Source organism: Bacillus sp. AR2-1, from assembly GCF_008368755.1.
Taxonomy (GTDB): Bacteria; Bacillota; Bacilli; order Bacillales; family Bacillaceae_G; genus Bacillus_A; species Bacillus_A wiedmannii.
Window position 1 is genome coordinate 21,352 of record NZ_QORY01000022.1, and the last position, 20,485, is coordinate 41,836.

9 protein-coding genes and 1 pseudogene are annotated in these 20,485 nt (G+C 30.2%); 8 read left to right on the forward strand and 2 right to left on the reverse strand.

Features of this window, described 5'->3' with window-relative positions; all coding sequences use genetic code 11:
• Positions 1-104 precede the first annotated feature (104 nt).
• Positions 105-353, reverse strand: coding sequence for a hypothetical protein (locus DT250_RS24215; protein ID WP_149213801.1), 249 nt, complete (start codon positions 351-353; stop codon positions 105-107).
• A gap of 3,072 nt (positions 354-3,425) precedes the next feature.
• On the opposite strand from DT250_RS24215, the gene DT250_RS24220 reads away from it, so the two are divergent.
• From DT250_RS24220 to DT250_RS24240, 4 genes and pseudogenes are all read left to right on the forward strand, one after another.
• Positions 3,426-3,980, forward strand: coding sequence for a MerR family transcriptional regulator (locus DT250_RS24220; RefSeq protein ID WP_149213802.1), 555 nt, complete (start codon positions 3,426-3,428; stop codon positions 3,978-3,980).
• A 230-nt stretch (positions 3,981-4,210) separates the two neighbouring features.
• A pseudogene (locus DT250_RS32715) lies at positions 4,211-4,639 on the forward strand (zinc ribbon domain-containing protein); the annotation flags it as partial.
• 5,315 nt (positions 4,640-9,954) lie between these two features.
• Positions 9,955-11,142, forward strand: coding sequence for a ParM/StbA family protein (locus DT250_RS24235; RefSeq protein ID WP_000157618.1), 1,188 nt, complete (start codon positions 9,955-9,957; stop codon positions 11,140-11,142).
• A 1-nt stretch (position 11,143) separates the two neighbouring features.
• The gene (locus DT250_RS24240) at positions 11,144-11,581 is read left to right on the forward strand and encodes a hypothetical protein (protein WP_001280894.1); all 438 of its coding nucleotides are present in this window, start codon (positions 11,144-11,146) and stop codon (positions 11,579-11,581) included.
• A gap of 141 nt (positions 11,582-11,722) precedes the next feature.
• Here DT250_RS24240 and DT250_RS24245 read toward each other — a convergent pair whose 3' ends face one another.
• A complete protein-coding gene (locus tag DT250_RS24245; protein WP_000370965.1) occupies positions 11,723-13,390 on the reverse strand; it encodes a helix-turn-helix domain-containing protein in 1,668 nt (555 codons plus the stop codon).
• Positions 13,391-13,469: 79 nt separating this feature from the next.
• Between DT250_RS24245 and DT250_RS32370 the strand changes: the two genes are divergently transcribed.
• The 4 genes from DT250_RS32370 to adhE all read left to right on the forward strand — a co-directional run bounded on the left by DT250_RS32370 (position 13,470) and on the right by adhE (position 20,461).
• Positions 13,470-13,601, forward strand: a complete 132-nt coding sequence (locus DT250_RS32370) for a hypothetical protein (protein WP_254914694.1) — start codon at positions 13,470-13,472, stop codon at positions 13,599-13,601.
• Positions 13,602-14,492: 891 nt separating this feature from the next.
• Complete coding sequence (locus tag DT250_RS24250; protein ID WP_061664424.1) at positions 14,493-16,184, forward strand: hypothetical protein; 1,692 nt, start codon at positions 14,493-14,495, stop codon at positions 16,182-16,184.
• 1,119 nt (positions 16,185-17,303) lie between these two features.
• Positions 17,304-17,612 (forward strand): hypothetical protein, encoded by a 309-nt coding sequence (locus DT250_RS24255; RefSeq protein ID WP_001176240.1) that lies wholly within the window; start codon positions 17,304-17,306, stop codon positions 17,610-17,612.
• 251 nt (positions 17,613-17,863) lie between these two features.
• Positions 17,864-20,461 (forward strand): bifunctional acetaldehyde-CoA/alcohol dehydrogenase, encoded by a 2,598-nt coding sequence (gene adhE, locus DT250_RS24260; protein ID WP_080451701.1) that lies wholly within the window; start codon positions 17,864-17,866, stop codon positions 20,459-20,461.
• Positions 20,462-20,485: the final 24 nt, after the last annotated feature.

Here is a 20,485-nt window from a genome sequence, read left to right on the forward strand (position 1 = left end):
CTAAAAATACAAATGTTTCATTCGTAAAGCAACGAGCTTATTTAGAGATAATCCGTAGTCTATATGCTAGATGTTTTTTAGGAGAGTTATCCTATAGTAGTAGGTTAGCTTTTATTTACTATTTTCTCCTCGACAACTTTATCGATAAGATCATCAATAACTTCCGTGCATCTTATAATAAAATCCGCATCCTCACGAGTAGTATCACTATTGCTAATACGTTCAATTACTTCTGTTCCATATTCCCTATCTTCATCTGTTTTTGCTAAATACCTTTTGTAAGCCCTTACAACTAGTATCGCTTCTTTTTGATCCATATCAATTTGGCGTAGCTCATCATCAAAGTCTTCCAATGAAATCCCTCCTGTTTGTAAATAACGAAGTCTATTTAATTATATTACAATATAAAAATTTATTGTTGTATTATTTTTGTGAACTTGTGTAAAAGTGTAAATGTCCACGTTTACACTTTTACACATTAAGAACGAAATTACATGGAAGAATATGAAGTGGATATGAAAAGCGATATATTCATTTGACTCTAGTGAAGAAGGATTTATAAAAGGTGAATATAACAGAGGCTTTTAGATTAAAGAATATTTATTATATATCGAGTCGATACTATAACTCGATGCTGCTGAAAACGGGATATAGTATTTAAATCAAAGGAGTGGGGAAATGAGTACACAATATAAATAAGGAAACTAAAATATCTAATGTATCTCACAAATAGTATAGGTAATGTATATAAAAAGATCACTTGTCTTGGAAACAAGTGATCTTTTCATTAGATAAATTGCTACTTGCCAACAGCAGGTAGTTGTTATCCTATTCATATGTTCAATAGATATTATATCACATTTTTTAGTTATATAGCCGGAATTGTTTCTAATGAAATGAAACCAATAATATTTCAAAAGGTACCATTAATTATTTAGTACTTTAAAAATGCATTTTTGAACCTTTCGAAGCACTAAAACGGTTAGATTTTAATAAACTTCAAAAAGTGTACCATTCTAATTTTAATTTAAGAGTTCTCTTTTGCTTAAATATAATAAAAAAGAATCCTTATTATTAGGATTCTGCAACATCCCAAACAATGCAGTATCCATCAAGTGGATTAATTGGGCATAAAATTATATATAGATTATTGATTTTATATTTTGTTTTTTATTAAATGTTACGGTACGTGAAATTAAATATGTTCTGTATTTAACCCCCCCCATAGATCTTACACCTATGAGAGCTACCTAAGGGTATTTTGACTTTCGACTCCATTCTATTGTAACAGGCTTTCACCATACATGAGAAACATAAAGAACCAAAAACAGACCATCATAATAAGAAATTCTTTAAACTCTTGCTGAAAACAAAATACAACCTTCTTCCATACTACACACCCCTTTTCTCTACAACTTTTTATATGTTAAAACATAGAGGAAAGAAACCTGCCAATTTCTTTTCCTGATAATCACTCATGACTTTGCACTTTGTTTTCTTTTGCCAATCAATATCTTTTATTTTACATACTTATACTTGTTTCCCAACATCACAAAACATAAACTCTTTAACTCTCTTGACCTTGCTTTATTAAAAATAGAAGATTGTTCATCACTTTATTGATTTTCCGATCAATTCTCTGTTTCCCCTCTTAACAATTTTATAACTAATAATCCATTTTATAAAGGAGCTTGTAAAATAGCAGTTTATAAAAGAACAAATAAAATATAGTAAGGATTTTTAATATCATTCTTATATTTATACAATTTTATCGTCATTGTATACACCATATACTTTTAATTAAACTAAAAATAATTAGATATTATTATATATACTATTTCATCTATAAATTTGTTGTAAAACTTTAAAAAATAAACAAGAGTTTTTTCTCTTCAGGGATACCTAGTCTTGTACGTCAAAGTTACGGCTTTAAACAGGTATCTAATTCTGCTATTAACTATTGATTTAATAGGCTTTATGAACTTTTTCTTATTGTTAGGCCGAGATACTATTTGATATCTAACAAACTTTTGAATAAAAACCTTAAATAATTAAATGTTAGGACAGAATAGCATTTAATATTGGTTATACACTTAAAACTGAGGTATTCTAAATATACAGCAAATATAACAAAATATAACCAAATTCAATTTTAAGTTTTTATTAATTTTTAATTTCTAAAACATGATTTATTAAATCTAGTATTTTGTCTCTTTTTGTTAATTTTTAGGGAGACTTAGTATATCTACTAGAAGATTCCCTAGTTTTTTATTTAATTAAATAAACTGTACTTCTATTAGTTGAATAGATACAATTAAATTTTATTTTTTTATTCCTTGAACCACTGCTAATACATAGTCTATATTTTGCTTCAACATATTATCTATTGCTTTAAGCATTTATTGGAAATCTTTCATGTTAACAATTATTTGATAGGCTAAGATTAACGGGATGGAATTTCATAGTATTATATTTTTTACTTTTTTGAAGCAGGATTTGTATATTATTGTACCCATAATATATAAACTTTCATTGTCTATCCTTAAGGAAGTCCGTCATTCTAACATTTAATATGCAAAATTGTATACTTGCATTGTATTGTATTCCTTTAAATCTAATAAAATAATATTAAATTCTTTCTTCCATTTATTTTTTCTTTTAATATATTTTAGTTCAAAGTATGATCGTCACACTAATAAATGCCTAAATCTATTGCCCCTTTCCCCCTATATACATTTCATATCGAATTATAGATGTATATTATTCAAAAATCTGGCCCATACTAATACACATGAAACCTAAAACTGAGTTTTTAAAGCTATGTCTATTTAATATTTAAACAATACATTTAATTTCCGAATAACTCTCATTATTTTCACTTATAAAAAAATCCTCATTTGAGATTAACAACCTAACAAATAATATCAGCACCTTTTTAAAATTCAAGTAATACATACTATGCAAACTCTTATACAACAACAAAACGCTACTTTAACGCATAGCGTTCACATATAAATAAAGCTTTTTATTTGCTTTTTAGGCATATGTAATATAAAAACTGTACTTAATTGCTAATTCTATTAATGAAAGCTTTGATTCTATTGCAAATATCTAGTAAAATTCTTATATCAGCAACAAACTTCTAATATTAATAGTTAGTTTTAAAATAATTTCCTACATACATTAATGTTGTATAAATACTTGTTCACTTCCAATAATGAACGCTATTAGAACGAATAGCGTTTATTATTGAAAAAACATTAACGCTAGATGTATAGACTGACTTAATATGTAAGTATGTATACAAACAAACTGATATGAGTACAAATGATTAGATCGCTGCCTATAAAAATTTCTACTCTTAAAGGAAAGATCTTTTCAAGAACGAATCAATATCTAAAACACAAATAATGGAGGTGTGAAGTTTGGAATATGGATATTTTGCACAAGAAGTAGCAAAACAACTAGATATAAACACCAATACACTTCGCAGATGGTCAATTGAACTAGAAAAAATGGAATATATATTTGAAAGAAATGAGCGTAATCAACGAATTTACTATGAGAATGATATAGATATCTTAAAGCAAATGAAAGAATACTTAAATCAAAACTGGAAACTAGAAGAAGCTGCCACAAGAAGCATGGAAAACACTGAAGAGAACGCTCAGAAAACGGATAGCGTTCATGAGGAAAATGAAGTTCAAATAACGCTCAGAAAACGTTCAGAAACTGATATTTTGATGATTCAAGAAAAATTTTCTCACATGCTTGAGCAACAAGATAAAATTGTACAACAGAACCAAGATATCATTAAATTGTTATTACAGGAACGCTCAGAAAAAGAAGACAAAGATCTACAGATTCAGTTATTACAAGAAAAGCTGGATAAAGCAATTGAACTATTAAATGAAGATCGCCAAGAACAGCAAGATAACACCAAAAAAACGTTCATTCAACGTTTATTTAATCTAAATTAAATCAGATACGTTTTTTATCAAATATATCTAATTGAGCAAAAAAAGCGGTAGCTACCGCTTTTTTTGCTCATCCTTACAACACGCATACGTAGTTTTGTAAAAAATTTCTATGACATATTTTTTTCTCGTTTAATTTCGAAGAGTGTAGTTTTTTACAACTTGTGTATGTTACTAATCCTAACTAGAATAAAAAGCCTGTGATACATGATGCTATTATAAGGGTTGATTAATTACATAAACTTTCTACTAAAATCATCAAAAAGCATCATATCATTGGTAAAGAATACTTATAATTCAGTGGTATACTCAAAAATAGAAAGTTTGCAAAAGCGATTAGTGACATGTCTTGGTCACTATTTCAAACAATGTTGAAATATAAAGTAAAGTGGTGTAGTGAACAATTAGTTGTAATATCTAAAACATTTGCTTCTAGTCAATTATGTTCCAATTGCAACTATAAAAACATAGATGCTAAAAATCTAATCATTCTTGAGTAGGATTGTGCTTATTGTGGCACACATCATGATAGAGATCGTAACACAGCGCTCAATCTTAGAAATGAAGCTAACCGTAGGAACTATCGGGATAGCCCTACTGAATTAGAAACCGTTTGGCTTCTGTACTTAGGTATCCATTACCTCAAGGATACTAAGTGCTAAGTTGTCCAATATATTTTGCTTAACATATCTTATTGGACCTTTCTTATGGATTCCAAAAACTCTCAATATCGCTAATAGAAACATGTTAATCCTATTTCCTAAAATTAGTTAAGTATTTTCTTTGTCAATTTTTAGGGAAGATTGACTAATCCTCTAATTTCTTAACCACATAATAAACCTGTATAGGAAACTCCATGCTTTTTCTAGTCTTCTTTAATTCATTTTGCCAGACTAAATTTTTTCATATAAATGTCATCAATCACAGCATTCATTATTATTAAATCCTATGCGTTATAAACGCTATTATTAAAGGCCATATCTTTACTTCTAAAGTTACATTATGTCCTTAAAGGAAAACTACTATATTTATGCACTGAATTTCTAATGACGCTATGCGTTCATTATTTACAAAACGTTAAATTAACGTTTTGTAAGCGCCCATATCGTTTTTTTATTGTATTAAAATACTGCCATCTAATATCCTTACAGATCGTTTCAAGTTCAAAACACTAAACACAGAAAATTTTCCATTCTTTAATTTGTTAGGCCGCTATCACATAGCTCCTAGGCCTTTTAGACGATTCATATAGCTCTTATAATTAATAAGATATGTATCACAAGAAGAACATGCCCATTAATGTCTATATTTCCGTAATCATACTTCGAATATAGTCAACTAACATCAACTATTTAAAATTTAGTAACTACTTTTTTCATACCACTTGCTTAAAATACTTTATGACATATATATTGTGAAGCTCTATGCTTCATTTGGTCAGGGTCGTTATTATAACGTTCATTCGTTAGTACAACATAGAAACATACAGCTTTATTATGGACTATTAATTGATACACCCTATCAGATTTTACATATTGCTTTAGCATAAATTGTATCCTTTAGACAACTCAGGATATTGATATTAAAGAGATAAACATCAAAAAAACGGGTAGCGTTCACATAAAAAACACTCAATAACACTTAAGTTAAAAAAAGATTTTAGCATGATCACTACTACTTTTCTCTTTGTCCTGTCTTATGGATTTCAAAGATACTTCATATATCTCCAGCCTACTTTAATAAATTTATTAGATTGTATTTGTTATATTAAATTTAACATTCACTTAAGATAAATCTTAAGATTAGTAATAATAAAACAGCACCATACCATCGCAGCATTCATTATTAATAATTTATACGCGTTATCAACACTGTTAAATAAAATATATCTATCCTAAAGTCACATTATACTTTTGGATGTAAATATATCTTAACATATCATATTAATGAACCGAATTCCTTGTAAACGCTTTGCGTTCACGTTTTACAAATCGTTAAATTAACGTTTCGAAAGCGTTCATTTTTTTATTCCTACTGTATTAAACATCTTGCGTCTCCAAACATCCTTACAGGCTGTTTGGAGACGCAAGATCACTAAATAAAAAGACACTCCATTTCTTATTTGTTAGGTGGCTATTCTCGTAATTCATACACTTTATAAATAAAACACTTCGTTCTTATGATTTAAACTTGTGTTAATACCTTTATCATAATGTGTGTTATAAGAATGAAACTCTCATGAACATCTATAACACGGCTAAAATTAGGGGATTTCTTGAAATACGCCCTTGGAAGATTATGCTTTGCTTCTTGTAAGTTGATCCCTGTTTAAAGAATTTAATACAATATATTTTTACTTCATTTAATTGAAATTGTTTTTATCATTTAAAAGGACCAAAACATCATATGAATAATTATCTTATTTATTCATATGCCTGTTAGGAGTAACGCTCTTTAAACAACTCCTAACGTTGTAGTTAAGGGGTTAGTCGGTGAAATAACGGATAGCGTTCACGTGAAAATAAACACTAAAATAACACTTTGATAACGTTTAAATTCTCCAAGAATCCCGATACCTTAAAATATCCACTTAACCTTTATAGATTATAGTTAGGATTAATAATTTAAATTTATAACGTCTTCGATTTGGTAACATCATTTAAAAGCATAGTTGCTTAATAGTAGCATTCTCAAAATTATTGCATGAATTTTATCAATCTCTGACAAAGAACTACTTCCTCAAAAATGTGAAAGTGGAAGGTGTATGCCGATTGACGTAAGCCAAAATGCTTGGCTTGTTATCATATAATTGTAGATATTGCTTTTTATGAATTCTTAAGATAGGATGTTGGTTGCATAAAACTCATTGCAATTGTAAACTATCATCCCATGCTTGATAAAATTGTAAAAAACAGGATAAGACAGGAATCTCATATATTAAATAGATCGCAGTATTGTTAAGAGGTCACAGTTTCACATTAATAGTATTCTCATATTAAATACATTCTATACAAAAAATAGTTAGTAGTGTTAAAAATATTTCCCGAGGGTTTCATGGCCGTTTTTATAACGTTCATGAAGCCCTCAATGTGTGATAGTAACTTTCGTTACACTCATAAATCCCATTATAAAATTTTTCTATTTCCTTATAATTATATTTTGACACTCCCACGGCTAAAGCCACAAGCTGACTAACGTCAGTGGGATTCTTGCTACCAAAGGCGAAGTCTATTTCTAGTATCGCTGACGTGCAAGATTGCGGTGTGCCATCACCACTCCGTATCCAGTGCATATAGCAGATACGGCACTCATTCTATTACCAAACGAGTCAGATTGTGAGTTCTCAAATGTGTTTTAGCGTCTTGTGCTTGACGACTCAATACATTTTACGGAGTAGAAGAATTTGTTACTCCAACCTCATATGTATTCTGTTTTCAGACAACAAGATTGTTTTAGAGACTTTTACTTGTCTATTATGAAAATGATACCATTTCAAATTCTTGATGTACAGAACGTACCTTCGGTGTTTTATTTGTACATCGCATTTGACCTCATTCTCATCCCACCCCTAAAGTGGGTGCTATCGCACCGTAGTGAGCTTTCCCATTCGGAAAATCTGTAAAGCTAGAAATGAATTGATTTATTTTTTTAGTTAATTCTTGATTAATATATCATAATAGATATATGCCATAAGAATGAAAAATTCATTCTTAAAACCTCTAAAATAAGTGCCTAAAGCATGCGATTAGATACAACTATAACTTTCTCCTCATCACATTTTGCCTTGGGCTCCAACGTTATTGAAAATTGCATCTAAGATACATCAAGAATTATTGCCTTCTTTAGACTACATATGCCAGTTCAAAGTATCATTCGTTCTTCTGAAAAGAATACGTTTTGTTTTTGTTAGCTAGTTTCTACTGTTCGAACAAATTTAGCTTTTTTATAAATAAAAAAACTTCTTTAATTCCTAATCCCACATCATTCTCAACAGAAGTACCAATTTTCATTAATTCTTTTATGTATCATCTAACAGTCGTACTAAGTCATAGGCTTTGCAAACTACGTTCTACTATAGATATTTTTGTTTGATCACCTATTATAACGATATTTCCATTCGTTTGTTTCTTGTGGAAGATTTTATTTTGTTTGGACTAGAGTCATTCATTTCAAAAAAACATATGCCTACGTCTACCGTACTCCTCTCCGAACTAAGGTTGATACTCCAGATCTTCATATGTTTAAGAAAAGAATCTCCTATTAAATTGTAATCATATTATCTCTTAGCCAAGGCTTCTGCTCTACCAATCAAAAACATCAAATTAATTACTATATACATATGCCACTAAAAATTGATTCAAGAACGCCCCAACGCCTAAATAACACTTCTAAAACGTTCATAAAATAAGACTTTTGCATTTACTTCAACTTAAGAAACTTAAATATGTACTCCGAGAAGAATATACGATGATATAAAATTTTTGTTAAAGAATTTGGTATCTTACCATACAAATTTAGAGTTAATTTCAAAATTAAAACAAGAGCAATACAGATTATTCATTATCTATTTAAATATCTTACTTTTAAACTTTAAACCAGCATTCCTGCGATTAGTATAATTGATTCTCCGTGAACGCTATGCGTTCACGGAGAATCAATTACTACCTTCCTACTAAAAAACAGTACAAGTACACAAGGCGAACAACACCCTAAATATATACCCAATCCAAAATCTTATTATATTAGTGCTTCAGAAAGAAGTTTTACTTTTTAAAGTATGTTACCAATGGATTCCCTAAAAACAACTTTTAGGCATAGCTTTATATTGCTACTATAATCTAAGCAAGTATATAGAAACTACTTTGATATCTATCTCATTATTTATATAGAAATATTTAAATTGAAATTCTTTACAACATATACCAAACTACTTTTCTATATCGAGCTCGAAAATAAAATTTATAGGTTTTATCACTTCGTAAACTATTTTTTCTTTAAAATTAACTTTAAACACTGCTATTACAATGTTTAACGCTTTAAAAACGCATAGTGTTCATCTGCTAAGTTCGCCACATAAACACCATAATAACGTTTATTTAACAAATATATATGAATCTGTAATTAATCCTGTTCAATTTTTATATTCAAATCAAATTTCATAGATTCTCTATTCTTTTAAAGGAGTGCTGCAGATTCAAATAGAACATATACAACAAAATACATATTGTAACTTGATATGTAGAGGGTTAATTTGCATACTACTTTTTTAGTCTTTTAGTTATAGTTATCATCAAAATAGCCAAAAACAAACTTATATAATAAAGATCTCAGTTTAAAACCGTCTTTCAATGCGTTACTACACCCAAAAACATCTAATCTTCCAATCTCATTTCTTTTATCAGCTATTTGTTTATAAAAAACATTGAAATCGTTGATATAAAAGGGTTTAACGCATTAATAACGCCTAGCGTTCACATAATATCAAACACCGAAATAACACCTTTATAACGTTTATTCGGCTAACCATTTTAACTATTCAAGTATGTATAAGTCATATTTGTAATTAATCTTATTTGCTTTCTAATTTTCTTCCTCCTGATTAAAATGTATACCTCATTCCACTAGATATCCCTTTGATTCCCAAAATATATCATCAATAGTCTATCCGTAAACCATAGAAACAACATGATATTTTAAAAGGCATCTTCGACAAACGTATTCCTCCCACCAATAACGCCTTTTATATTTTATAAATATTTAAAAGATATCTAATATATATCTAAAAATACAAAGGATCAGAAATATCCCGAAATAACCCAACCCATCTCGATTTATTATCTAATTTATATTTATTTTATATCCATTTTATATTTTTTTATTCATAAACCTTATAAAACCCTTGTTGTTAAAGGTTTTATAGGTTATAATATATTTATTAGATATAAATTAGAAATAAATTTCATAGAGGTGATGTATAATGGCAAGTTTAAAAGGCAAAACTCTTCATATAGACATAGAAGGTGATATTGGGAACGATTCATTTAAAGGTTACATCAATGGTGAATACATAAAAATGAAAAATGTATATCAAAGTGTTTACTCAATGCCTAATGTTACAGAGACAAACATCCAAAAAAACGTAGTTAATTTAGTAGATAATATGTTCGTGAATATTGCTAGTAAATCAATTCGAAGATCCGGGATGTATTTCATTGGAAATCGTGCTATGTTAACAGGTAAAAATCCTAAAAACATGAACATTAAAGTCGGTCAAAAATACAATGATGATTTACCACTAATTAATATGCTAGGATTAATCGCAAACAAATCAGTTCAACTTGAATGGGAACGAACAGAACAACTGCCACAATCAATTAATGTGACTGTTGACCTTATTTCAGCTATCCCAGCAAGCCAATGGACACCCGTAAACGCTAAACATTTAGAACAACGTTTTACTAATTCAAATCATGTTGTAGTGGTTTATGTAGGAGAAGAGCAGGTAACGGTTAGCTTAACATTTAATAGTGCAAACATTACACAAGAGGGTGTTCCTCCGTTATTTGCAATTCTTGAAGGGGAAGAGGAGATGTTTACTGATTTCACTAAACTATATGCAAAAAAACTTGAAATCAAAAAAATTGACGGCTCCTTCTTTAAAAACAAAAAGATTTTACATTCTGATATTGGGGATGGAACAACTGAGTATATCTATACAGTTGGCGTGAACCCTGTAATTGATGCTTGTAGCGGTGAAAGACGTGGTGTCGGTCATGCTACAGAAGAAGCTGTAAAATTATTAAATCAAGAACGTGGCACAAACATTAAACGCCAACAATTCTCTCAGATTCTTCAAGATATAGATCATAAATACCATGAAGAGGCAACAACCCACTTTAATATTACAAAAGTGGAACAAGCTGAACTAATCCTAGAAGATACAGATGAAAAATATGTAAACAATACAGCCAGTGAAGCTGAAGTTTTATGTGTGTATGGTGGGGGAAGTATTACTTTTAAAGATGAATTATATAATCAATTATTAGAGTATTGTGAGCGAGTTGGAATGTACTTATTGTGGATTCCAGAGAAATACGCTGTAGATATGAATGCTAAGGGGATGCAAATTATCAAGAAAATTCTTTCTCGAAAAAAGGTGAAATAGTATGTCCGACAAAAAAAGAGAATCCTTCTTCTGGAACCTCAAGAAGATTGAGAATGAAGAATTCTTTAAATGGTTCGAGTCACAAAGCAATATAGCCGATTCTTTGTATAAACTTGTTTGCTATTTTATTGATAAACACGGATTACAAGACGTGGCTGATTATAAGATACAGCAACAAATGCAAAAAGAAATTTTACTTCAAGATAAAGACTTTTTAAATGATGTTAAGCGTATACTTTTAAATAATTCAAACCTTACTATTCAAAAAGAAAGCCAAGCAAATGAAGAAGAGGTAGCCGATTCAAATAGAATAATCTCATCTAATGAAAAGAATTCTACTTCTAAAGATACACATATAGAAAATGAATCAACAACTGAAAAAGCAGTACTAAAAGATGAATATGAAGATCTGGATACGGCCAATTTATTTGGTAACTAGCGTTATAACTCCATGATAAAAAAGAGAATAGGGACTCTTTTTTATCATGGAGTTATATTTTTGCTAAATAGCGTTATAACTCCATGATAAAAAAGAGTCCCTAAAATAGGGACTCTTTTTTATCATGGAGTTAAACTTTTTCTACATCTTATCGATAATAATTTGTCTTTTATACCACTGATTTAATTTATCTTTAGCCGTGCCTGAAAGGCGTTTTGTTTTCTTATTATAAAACCTAGAAAGGGTAGGTTGTGATATACCTATTTCTTTTGAAAGTTCTCGCATTGTAATATTTTTATTCATATGGAAGTATGATATTTTTTCTCTAATTGAATTTTCATACTCATCAACATCTAAAGTGTTATTTTCTATTTTCACAGGAGACTCTTCTTGTATGATCTCTACTGTTTTTTTCTTCACTATTTTTTCTATTGAATTCATTAATTCTTTCGGCGGTAAAATTATTATACCTAACTGAGCATAATAGTTCTTAAACCAATTCTTCTTTGTTAACATTTCCTCTTTTAAATCTTCACTGTACTCCCAATGTGATATTACCTTTTCCTTCTCTAAATCAATAAGAACATTTTCTAACTGTTCACGAATACGATTTGGCTTTTGATTTTGATTTATACCCATGACAGCCAGTAATCCCTTATCTCCTCCTATAGAGTAAGGCCTTTTTAAACTAGAGAACATTTGACGAATTCTCCATTGCCAAGTTAAATAACGAATCAATCTCTTATGATATTTATGTCTATAACTATTATATTCTAACGCTTTTTTTGATAATAGTGCCGTTGTACTACTAGAACCATATAAATAACTTGATAAGAAGCTCCCTGGCTTAATCCTGCAAGATTCTATCCCCATATATTCGTTAGTGTTAGTATCTCTCCAGAGTACCACAGAATCTAATACAAAAAGCCTCTTAATAACTTCTCGCTTTACTTCATAATGTTTACCTGCTTCAGCTCGATCATTTAATACAACTACCTCATTATCATCATTTAAATAGATAAAAATACTTGCTAAGGCAGCAATTCGTTTGGCAACCTTTATTTTATCTTCTGCTCGATAATATTCTGTGTTATTAGCCTTTGCTTTAGGTATGCTACACATTTCTAATACCTGATTATATGAAAAGTCTATGAATTCATCAGGGGACTTTGCCTCATTTAACCATTGGATAGTAATTGCATCTAAACAGTCAGCAGTTAAATCATCCATATTACTCATTACACCATCAACCAATGTATTCCAACGAGCAGCTTCTTCAATATTTATTAATCTTAAATCTTCATCTTTATGTGAAGAAAGTTGTGCAACTCCACTACTATCTTTCGTTTCAATTGGATAAGATTTCAACTTTGTATTTTCATCTTCTTCAAATTGATTCTTTGCTATACCATCTCTTAATTTATAATAAACCGCAGAATTATTCACTTCATAGTAATTCTCGTGCTCTAAACTTGTATTAGATTCCTTTGGTTCCTGCACGGTTTCATTGTTAGCTCTTGAAAACTCTTGCTCCACAAATAATCCTATCGCCACATCAATTTCAATTTGGTAAGCTTCTATGTTGGTGAATATTTCCAAAGAGGAGATTCCCTTTTTTTGTTGCTGTTCAAGCCACTGTACAAGCATTGAAAATGATGGGGAAAAATAGTCCGAAGTTACGATCCTACTAGTATCTTCTTTAACTTCTAAGTAATAAGCATTCCATTTATACCACAATTGTTCATTATGTTTATAGATAGGTGCTGATATTACTAATGCATCTTTAAACAATTGTAGAACATTATCCATATACATCCTTCTCCTTATTTAATTTACAATTGAGAATGATTTAAACTTAAATCTATATAGCCTTATGATGTTCCTATTCATGAAAATAAAAAAGAATACAGTAAGTTCTATCCAACCATCCTTTAGTGATAATCTAGCACGTATGCTTCTAACCACTTCTTTTACTGATTATACAAGACTGTATCCATTTGGAAAAGGTAAGACGTTATAAGAAACCTAATATTTTTCAAGGAATTAGCTGAAACATGAAATTCTTTTGCGATATCATGTCCCTTTTGATTAAACATGAAAAAGCTAGGTTATTCATGTTTTAAAATTTCCCTTGTATATATGGTAATACTCATTAAAGTTTGCATACAAAGTGAAAATTCATAGCGGTATCATGTCCCTTTTGACTAAAACATGAAAAAATCCAGTCTTAAATGTTTCATGAAATTAAACTATATATTTTTTTCATAATCTTTTTTACCCTTGATACAAAAGGGTTTCTTCTATATTCAAGGTATGAAACAAGAAAATTTATAGCGGTATCATGTCCCTTTCGTGTTTAATAACTCTTCTTAAATCCCTTATATACCATGCATTTATACAACATCTCCTCAAATTTCAGGGAATTATAGAACATGAAAATTTATAGCGGTATCATGTCCCTTTCTATCTGAAAAGATGAATCAATCCTAGCGGTATCATGTTCCTTTTATAAATACCAAATTTCATATAAATCCCTTTAACATCAATGTTTATTGACGGTTTTCATGTAAATTATAATAAATAGAAATATGAAAATCTACAGCTCTATCATGTCCCTTATATTTTTATGAAAATAAGCTTCCATCCCCATTAGAACAACGTTTATTAGCATTTTACAACTCATTTTCTTATTTATTCGGAACATGAAAATCCATAGTGATATCATGTCCATAAAAAAAATAGAACAAAACCCGAAACCCCTTGGTATGAAAGGGATTAACGTACATTTCATTTTTTCATGTTGGCTCTTAAAGGGGCCCATTTCATCAACTTTTGATTTGCTATAATTAAAATCGGTATATTTTATATTGTACGGATATGTATATTTTAATTTGTATAGGAGGTGAAAAAGATGAGCAAATCATTTGTTATTCGTAATCAACGTAGTCTAGATGGACAATCTACTAATGCGGTTATAGTTACATTAAAATCTTGGCAAGCACTTGTTGATGCATTGGAAGGAAAATACTATAGCTATAAAGATACATACCTTGAAGATATTATTAATCAAATGTCGTATGAAGAACGTATTGCGGATATCGATGGATTTGTTGCACAAGCAAAGCCATCTTTTTCACGTCATACTATTTCAAAGACAATGGGAAGAAAACATAAATTGTACGGTATTACAAATGCAGATCTTGAAGTATTTCTTTACCTACATAAAAAATGCTATACGAATGGTATTATTCCAAACGTAACAGTACATATGCTTTGGGAAGACTATAAGCAATACAAAGAAGAATTGGCATGTATACAGCATTCTCAATTCTATATTGCATTAAAAAAATTAAGCCTACATAACATTATTACGATTGAAAATGAATTAGATAGTCGATACACAATTAAAATAACTCATTTTATGAATGAAGAAACAGAAAAAGCAAATCCTTATGTTTACATTAGTCCTGTAGTCTTTACAAAAGCTTTCTTTGAACTTTCAGTAGCATCTAAGAAGCTATTCTTAGATATTGCTATGCAACAGCATAGAGAGACTACATTAAAACGTTCTTTAGACAAACAGGATGAAAGAGGTAATAAGACTCACTTTGGTGGGATGTACCGCTTTCTACATAAGAAGTATCCACATCAAATTCGTGCAGTTATGAAAGAACTAACGACTGTATTGCCTTGTACAGGAACTCCACTATTCAAAATCTGTAAACTACAAAAAGGGGTTCAAAACAAGAAAAAATACACGACTTTATTTTTATCTATTCATTCAGACTTCTTATGTGGAAAAGAATCAGGCGAACTACAGTATCGTGATCCTTTTACTCCAAAGGTTACGTATGCCCGTAAAGCCCGATTTATTGAATCTACACTACAAGAAATGCATATTGGGGAATTTACACGAGACATGAATAAATTTATTCATGTACTTAAAAATACCTGTCATCGACAAATCCGTAGTGTAATACATAGTTTGCGTGACATGATTGATCGCACTGAAAAATATCCAAGTAAGTTAGTATATACACTGAAAAAATTATTGAATCAAACATCACAGTATCATATTCTTGATACCGCAGCTAAAGAAGGGGTTTATCCTCTTATTACACAGCACGTACCAGCAAAACAAAAAGAACAAGCTATCTTTGATTTCGGATTGCATTTCTCTATGTACTCTCGCCGAAGCATCAAGAAGCTGTTCCGTAAAACATTTGAGTTATTAAAGAACAAATTTGCCGTACCTGTTACAGAGGAATCTTACCATCGTAATTATCTAAGATATCAAGAAGAAACATTATTTAGAAAATACGCTTATGAACAAGGTGCAAATCTAAATGCTTATATGGCTTTAGAAATAGAAATGCGTGAACTTCTAAAAATAAAAGGACATAAAGAACGCTTTATTCCTAGTGATGTACGTGAATTGTTCATTGAAAAGATAGATAAATTACCAAAAGAAAAGCTAAGGGTAATTGAAGTACCTGGTAGCATAAATTTAATTACCTTTATACGTGCCTTGGAACAGCTGATACGTGCTGGAATTCAAGTAACATCAACTGAACAGGTATTAAAAGTAATGGAAGAAATGTAATCATTTTCAGCTCTCTATATTTGAAAAAAATCAAAGTAGAGGGCTATTCGTGTTGGCTCTATCATTCAAAGTCTTTCTATTAGATCCATTTATATACTTTTCTAAAAGATTCTATTGAAAATAGAATCTTTTTTTATGCACTTCTATACAATAAAAGTTATTCATCATTGTTAATTTCCACAATAGTAACTTGAAAAGGCATCCAATACCTATATGAATAGAGATTTTACTCTACATAAAATCATAAGAAAAATTAAATTTTTAGTGGATATGTTTATAAAAAGTATCATTTGTGAATAAAAATATCATACTATTGTTGCTATATAAGGGTTCTATAAGTAAATCTACTAAAATTCATCAAGTTTTATGTGATTAAATATGAATAACTGAATTAAGTGGATTAAATAATGATCATTGTGTATAGATTGTGTACAAATGACTACAAATTGGGGACAAATATCGAGAATGTCTTCTTATTTACGAATGAATAAATATACTCATTACTGAATTATTTTTCTTCGTTTTTTATGTAGGTATAGTGGTATTATTTTATGATTTTATGTAGAAAGGATGATACAACAAAGTCTATTTTCACACTCCCATTACATACCATTTATGATTTTTTACAGTAGGGCATGTTAAAAACATTGTCATAGCAGGCTTTATTCTATATTTTATGAACCTATAAAAGTTTTATCTTTATATTTTTAATATATATAAGATATATATTTATATAAGATTTTAAAAAAAGGGGGAATATTTTAGAGAGGATGGGGACAAACAAAATATTTTTAAATAAAAAAATAATTTATATTATATATACTAATGTTTTCAAAATTTATTAATAAAAAGTTCTAACTACTATACACATAAAATACTACTAGATAAATTACATATAAGTGTTAAGTGTCTTCTTTAGTAGAGTTATCACAACAAAGAGATTTACATACTATAACAAATTAATAGTCCTTTACAAGAAGATGAATTCCTGTTGCTTTAGGAAATTAATAGTTATAAACTTATAGGCAAAGTCGAGATCCTCGCTATAAGTTTGTAAAAATAGAGTATAAATTTATTATACTTTATTAAATTTTTTATACATGAATAGGAGTGATATTTATGCAACTAAAAAATGTAACACCTATGGGATTAAATGATGAGGTATTCAAAACAATTATTAATAAAACTGAAAATACATTTCCATCATTTTTTTTCATTAATCCGTCAGGTAATGTTGTCATACCAAAATATTTGAACAAGGATATTTGTATGTATGCAGTTTTCGGTGAAACAATGGTTATAATTGATAATGAAATTGAGATATTAAGGCATCAACAAATATTGTATTTTAATGCTGAGGTGTACATTGAATTGAGAAATAATACAACTGAGAATGTAATTGTATATATTGATGGTGTAAATAAGTAATTATTGATTAGAATTATTATAAATATTTGTGAAATACTTCACAAAAAATACACAATAAAAAATAGTCATTTCATGTATAGTGGGAGTAGTTGAAAATTTCATATTATTATTTGTGAAATACTTCACATGTTTTAAGACTTTACTTAATAGGCAAGATGAAAACAATAAGTTCCAACATTTTAAATCTATTTTTATAGTGATCTGGAGGCTTTAATATGACAAACAAGACAGATGAAAAAGAAGTACAAGCAATGGTCAACGTAGTAATTAAAGATGAAAATGATGTACAAGAAGTTGTTAATACTTTAGTTGAAAATGGAAAAGAAGCACTAAAAGCAATGGAATCTTATACGCAAGAGCAAGTAGATCATATTGTTCATGAAATGGCACTATCTGGATTAGATCAACATATGCCATTAGCAAAAATGGCGGTTGAGGAAACTGGTCGAGGTGTGTATGAGGATAAATGTACAAAGAACATATTTGCGACTGAATATATTTGGCATAGCATAAAAAAAGATAAGACTGTAGGAATTATTCATGAAGATCCACATGAAGAAGTCATCGAAATTGCCGAACCAGTAGGTGTAGTTGCTGGTGTGACACCAGTAACGAATCCTACTTCAACAACTATGTTTAAAGCAATTATTGCAATGAAAACACGAAATCCAATTATTTTCGCTTTTCATCCATCTGCTCAGCAATGCTCTGTTGCAGCGGCTAAAATTTTAAGAGATGCTGCAATTAAGGCAGGGGCACCGGAGAATTGCATTCAATGGATCGAAAAACCTTCTGTTGAGGCAACAAAAAGATTAATGAACCATGAGGGGGTTGCACTTGTTCTTGCAACCGGGGGTGCTGGAATGGTGAAATCAGCATATTCTACAGGGAAACCAGCCTTAGGGGTAGGACCTGGGAATGTACCTTGTTATTTAGAGAAATCAGCACATGTAAAACGAGCTGTAAATGATTTAATTTTATCAAAAACATTTGATAATGGTATGATTTGTGCTTCTGAACAAGCAATCATTGTAGATAAAGAAATCTATAATAGTGTAAAAAAAGAAATGCAAGACAACAATTGTTATTTTGTTACCGAAGAAGAGAGAATAAAACTAGAGAAGCTTGTTATTAATGAAAATACATGTGCAGTAAATAGTGATATCGTTGGGAAATCAGCACATTATATTGCATCATTAGTAGGCATTAAGGTACCAGAAGATACAAAAATACTTGTAGCTGAAATTAAGGGAGTGGGTGCAGAATATCCACTATCACGTGAAAAATTGAGCCCAGTATTAGCTTGTATCAAAGCAAATTCACAAGAAGAAGGATTTAAATATTGTGAAGAAATGTTAAATTTAGGTGGCTTAGGGCATTCAGCGGTTATTCATTCTACAAATAAAGAAGTACAAAAACAATTTGGTTTAAGAATGAAAGCTTGTCGCCTTATTGTAAATTCACCATCAGCACAAGGTGGGATTGGTGATATATATAACGCATTTATTCCATCTTTAACATTAGGTTGTGGTTCATACGGTAAAAATTCTGTTTCTCAAAACGTAACAGCTACACATTTAATAAATGTAAAGCGTTTGGCGAATAGAAAAAATAATATGCAATGGTTCAAATTACCACCTAAGGTTTTTTTTGAAAAACATGCGACACAATATTTAGCTAAGATGCCAAACATTTCACGAGCATTCATTGTAACGGATCCAGGAATGGTAGACCTGGGATATGTGGACACAGTTACACATTACTTACAACAGCATTTAAATGATGTAAAAGTAGGTGTTTTCTCAGAGGTAGAACCAGATCCATCAGATGAAACAGTATTCAAGGGTGCTGAGATGATGAGAAGCTTCAAACCTGATGTAATTATTGCATTGGGCGGAGGTTCAGCAATGGATGCAGCAAAAGGAATGTGGCTATTTTATGAATATCCAGAAACAAAATTCTTTGGAATCAAACAAAAGTTTTTAGATATTAGAAAACGTACATGTAAATTTCCAACACTAGGGCAAAAAGCACAATTTGTTGCGATTCCAACAACATCAGGAACAGGGTCAGAAGTGACACCATTCGCGGTTATTACAGATAAAAAAAATAATATAAAATATCCACTTGCTGATTATGAATTAACACCAGATGTAGCGATTATTGATCCACAGTTTGTAATGACAGTGCCACCTCATGTAACAGCAGACACTGGAATGGATGTGTTAACACATGCAATTGAAGCATACGTGTCTATTATGGCAAATGACTATACAGATGGATTGGCCTTAAAAGCCATTGATCTAGTATTTAAATATTTACCGAGAGCATATAAAAATGGAAATGATGAAGAAGCACGTGAGAAAATGCATAATGCTTCTGCAATTGCAGGTATGGCTTTTGCAAATGCATTTCTTGGTATTAATCATAGTTTGGCGCATAAGCTTGGACCAGAATTTCACATTCCACATGGACGCGCTAACGCAATCTTAATGCCGCATGTAATCCGCTATAATGCTATTAAGCCGAGAAAACATGCATTGTTCCCAAAATATGAGCATTTTGTGGCAGATGAACGTTATGCATATATTGCAAGAACATTGGGGCTGCCAGCAAGTACAGTGGAAGAAGGGGTAGAATCTCTTGTGCAAGCAATTATCAGCCTTGGAAAAGAATTGAATATTAATATGAGTATTGCAGGACAAGGAGTAAAACAAGAAGCATTTGAAAATGTTGTGGATGTCTTATCGGAAAGAGCATTTGAAGATCAATGTACACCAGCAAATCCGAAACTTCCATTGATTTCAGAATTAAAAGAAGTATATAAGCAAGCATATAAAGGTGTGTAATAAGTTAAGTAGGTATAACTTTTT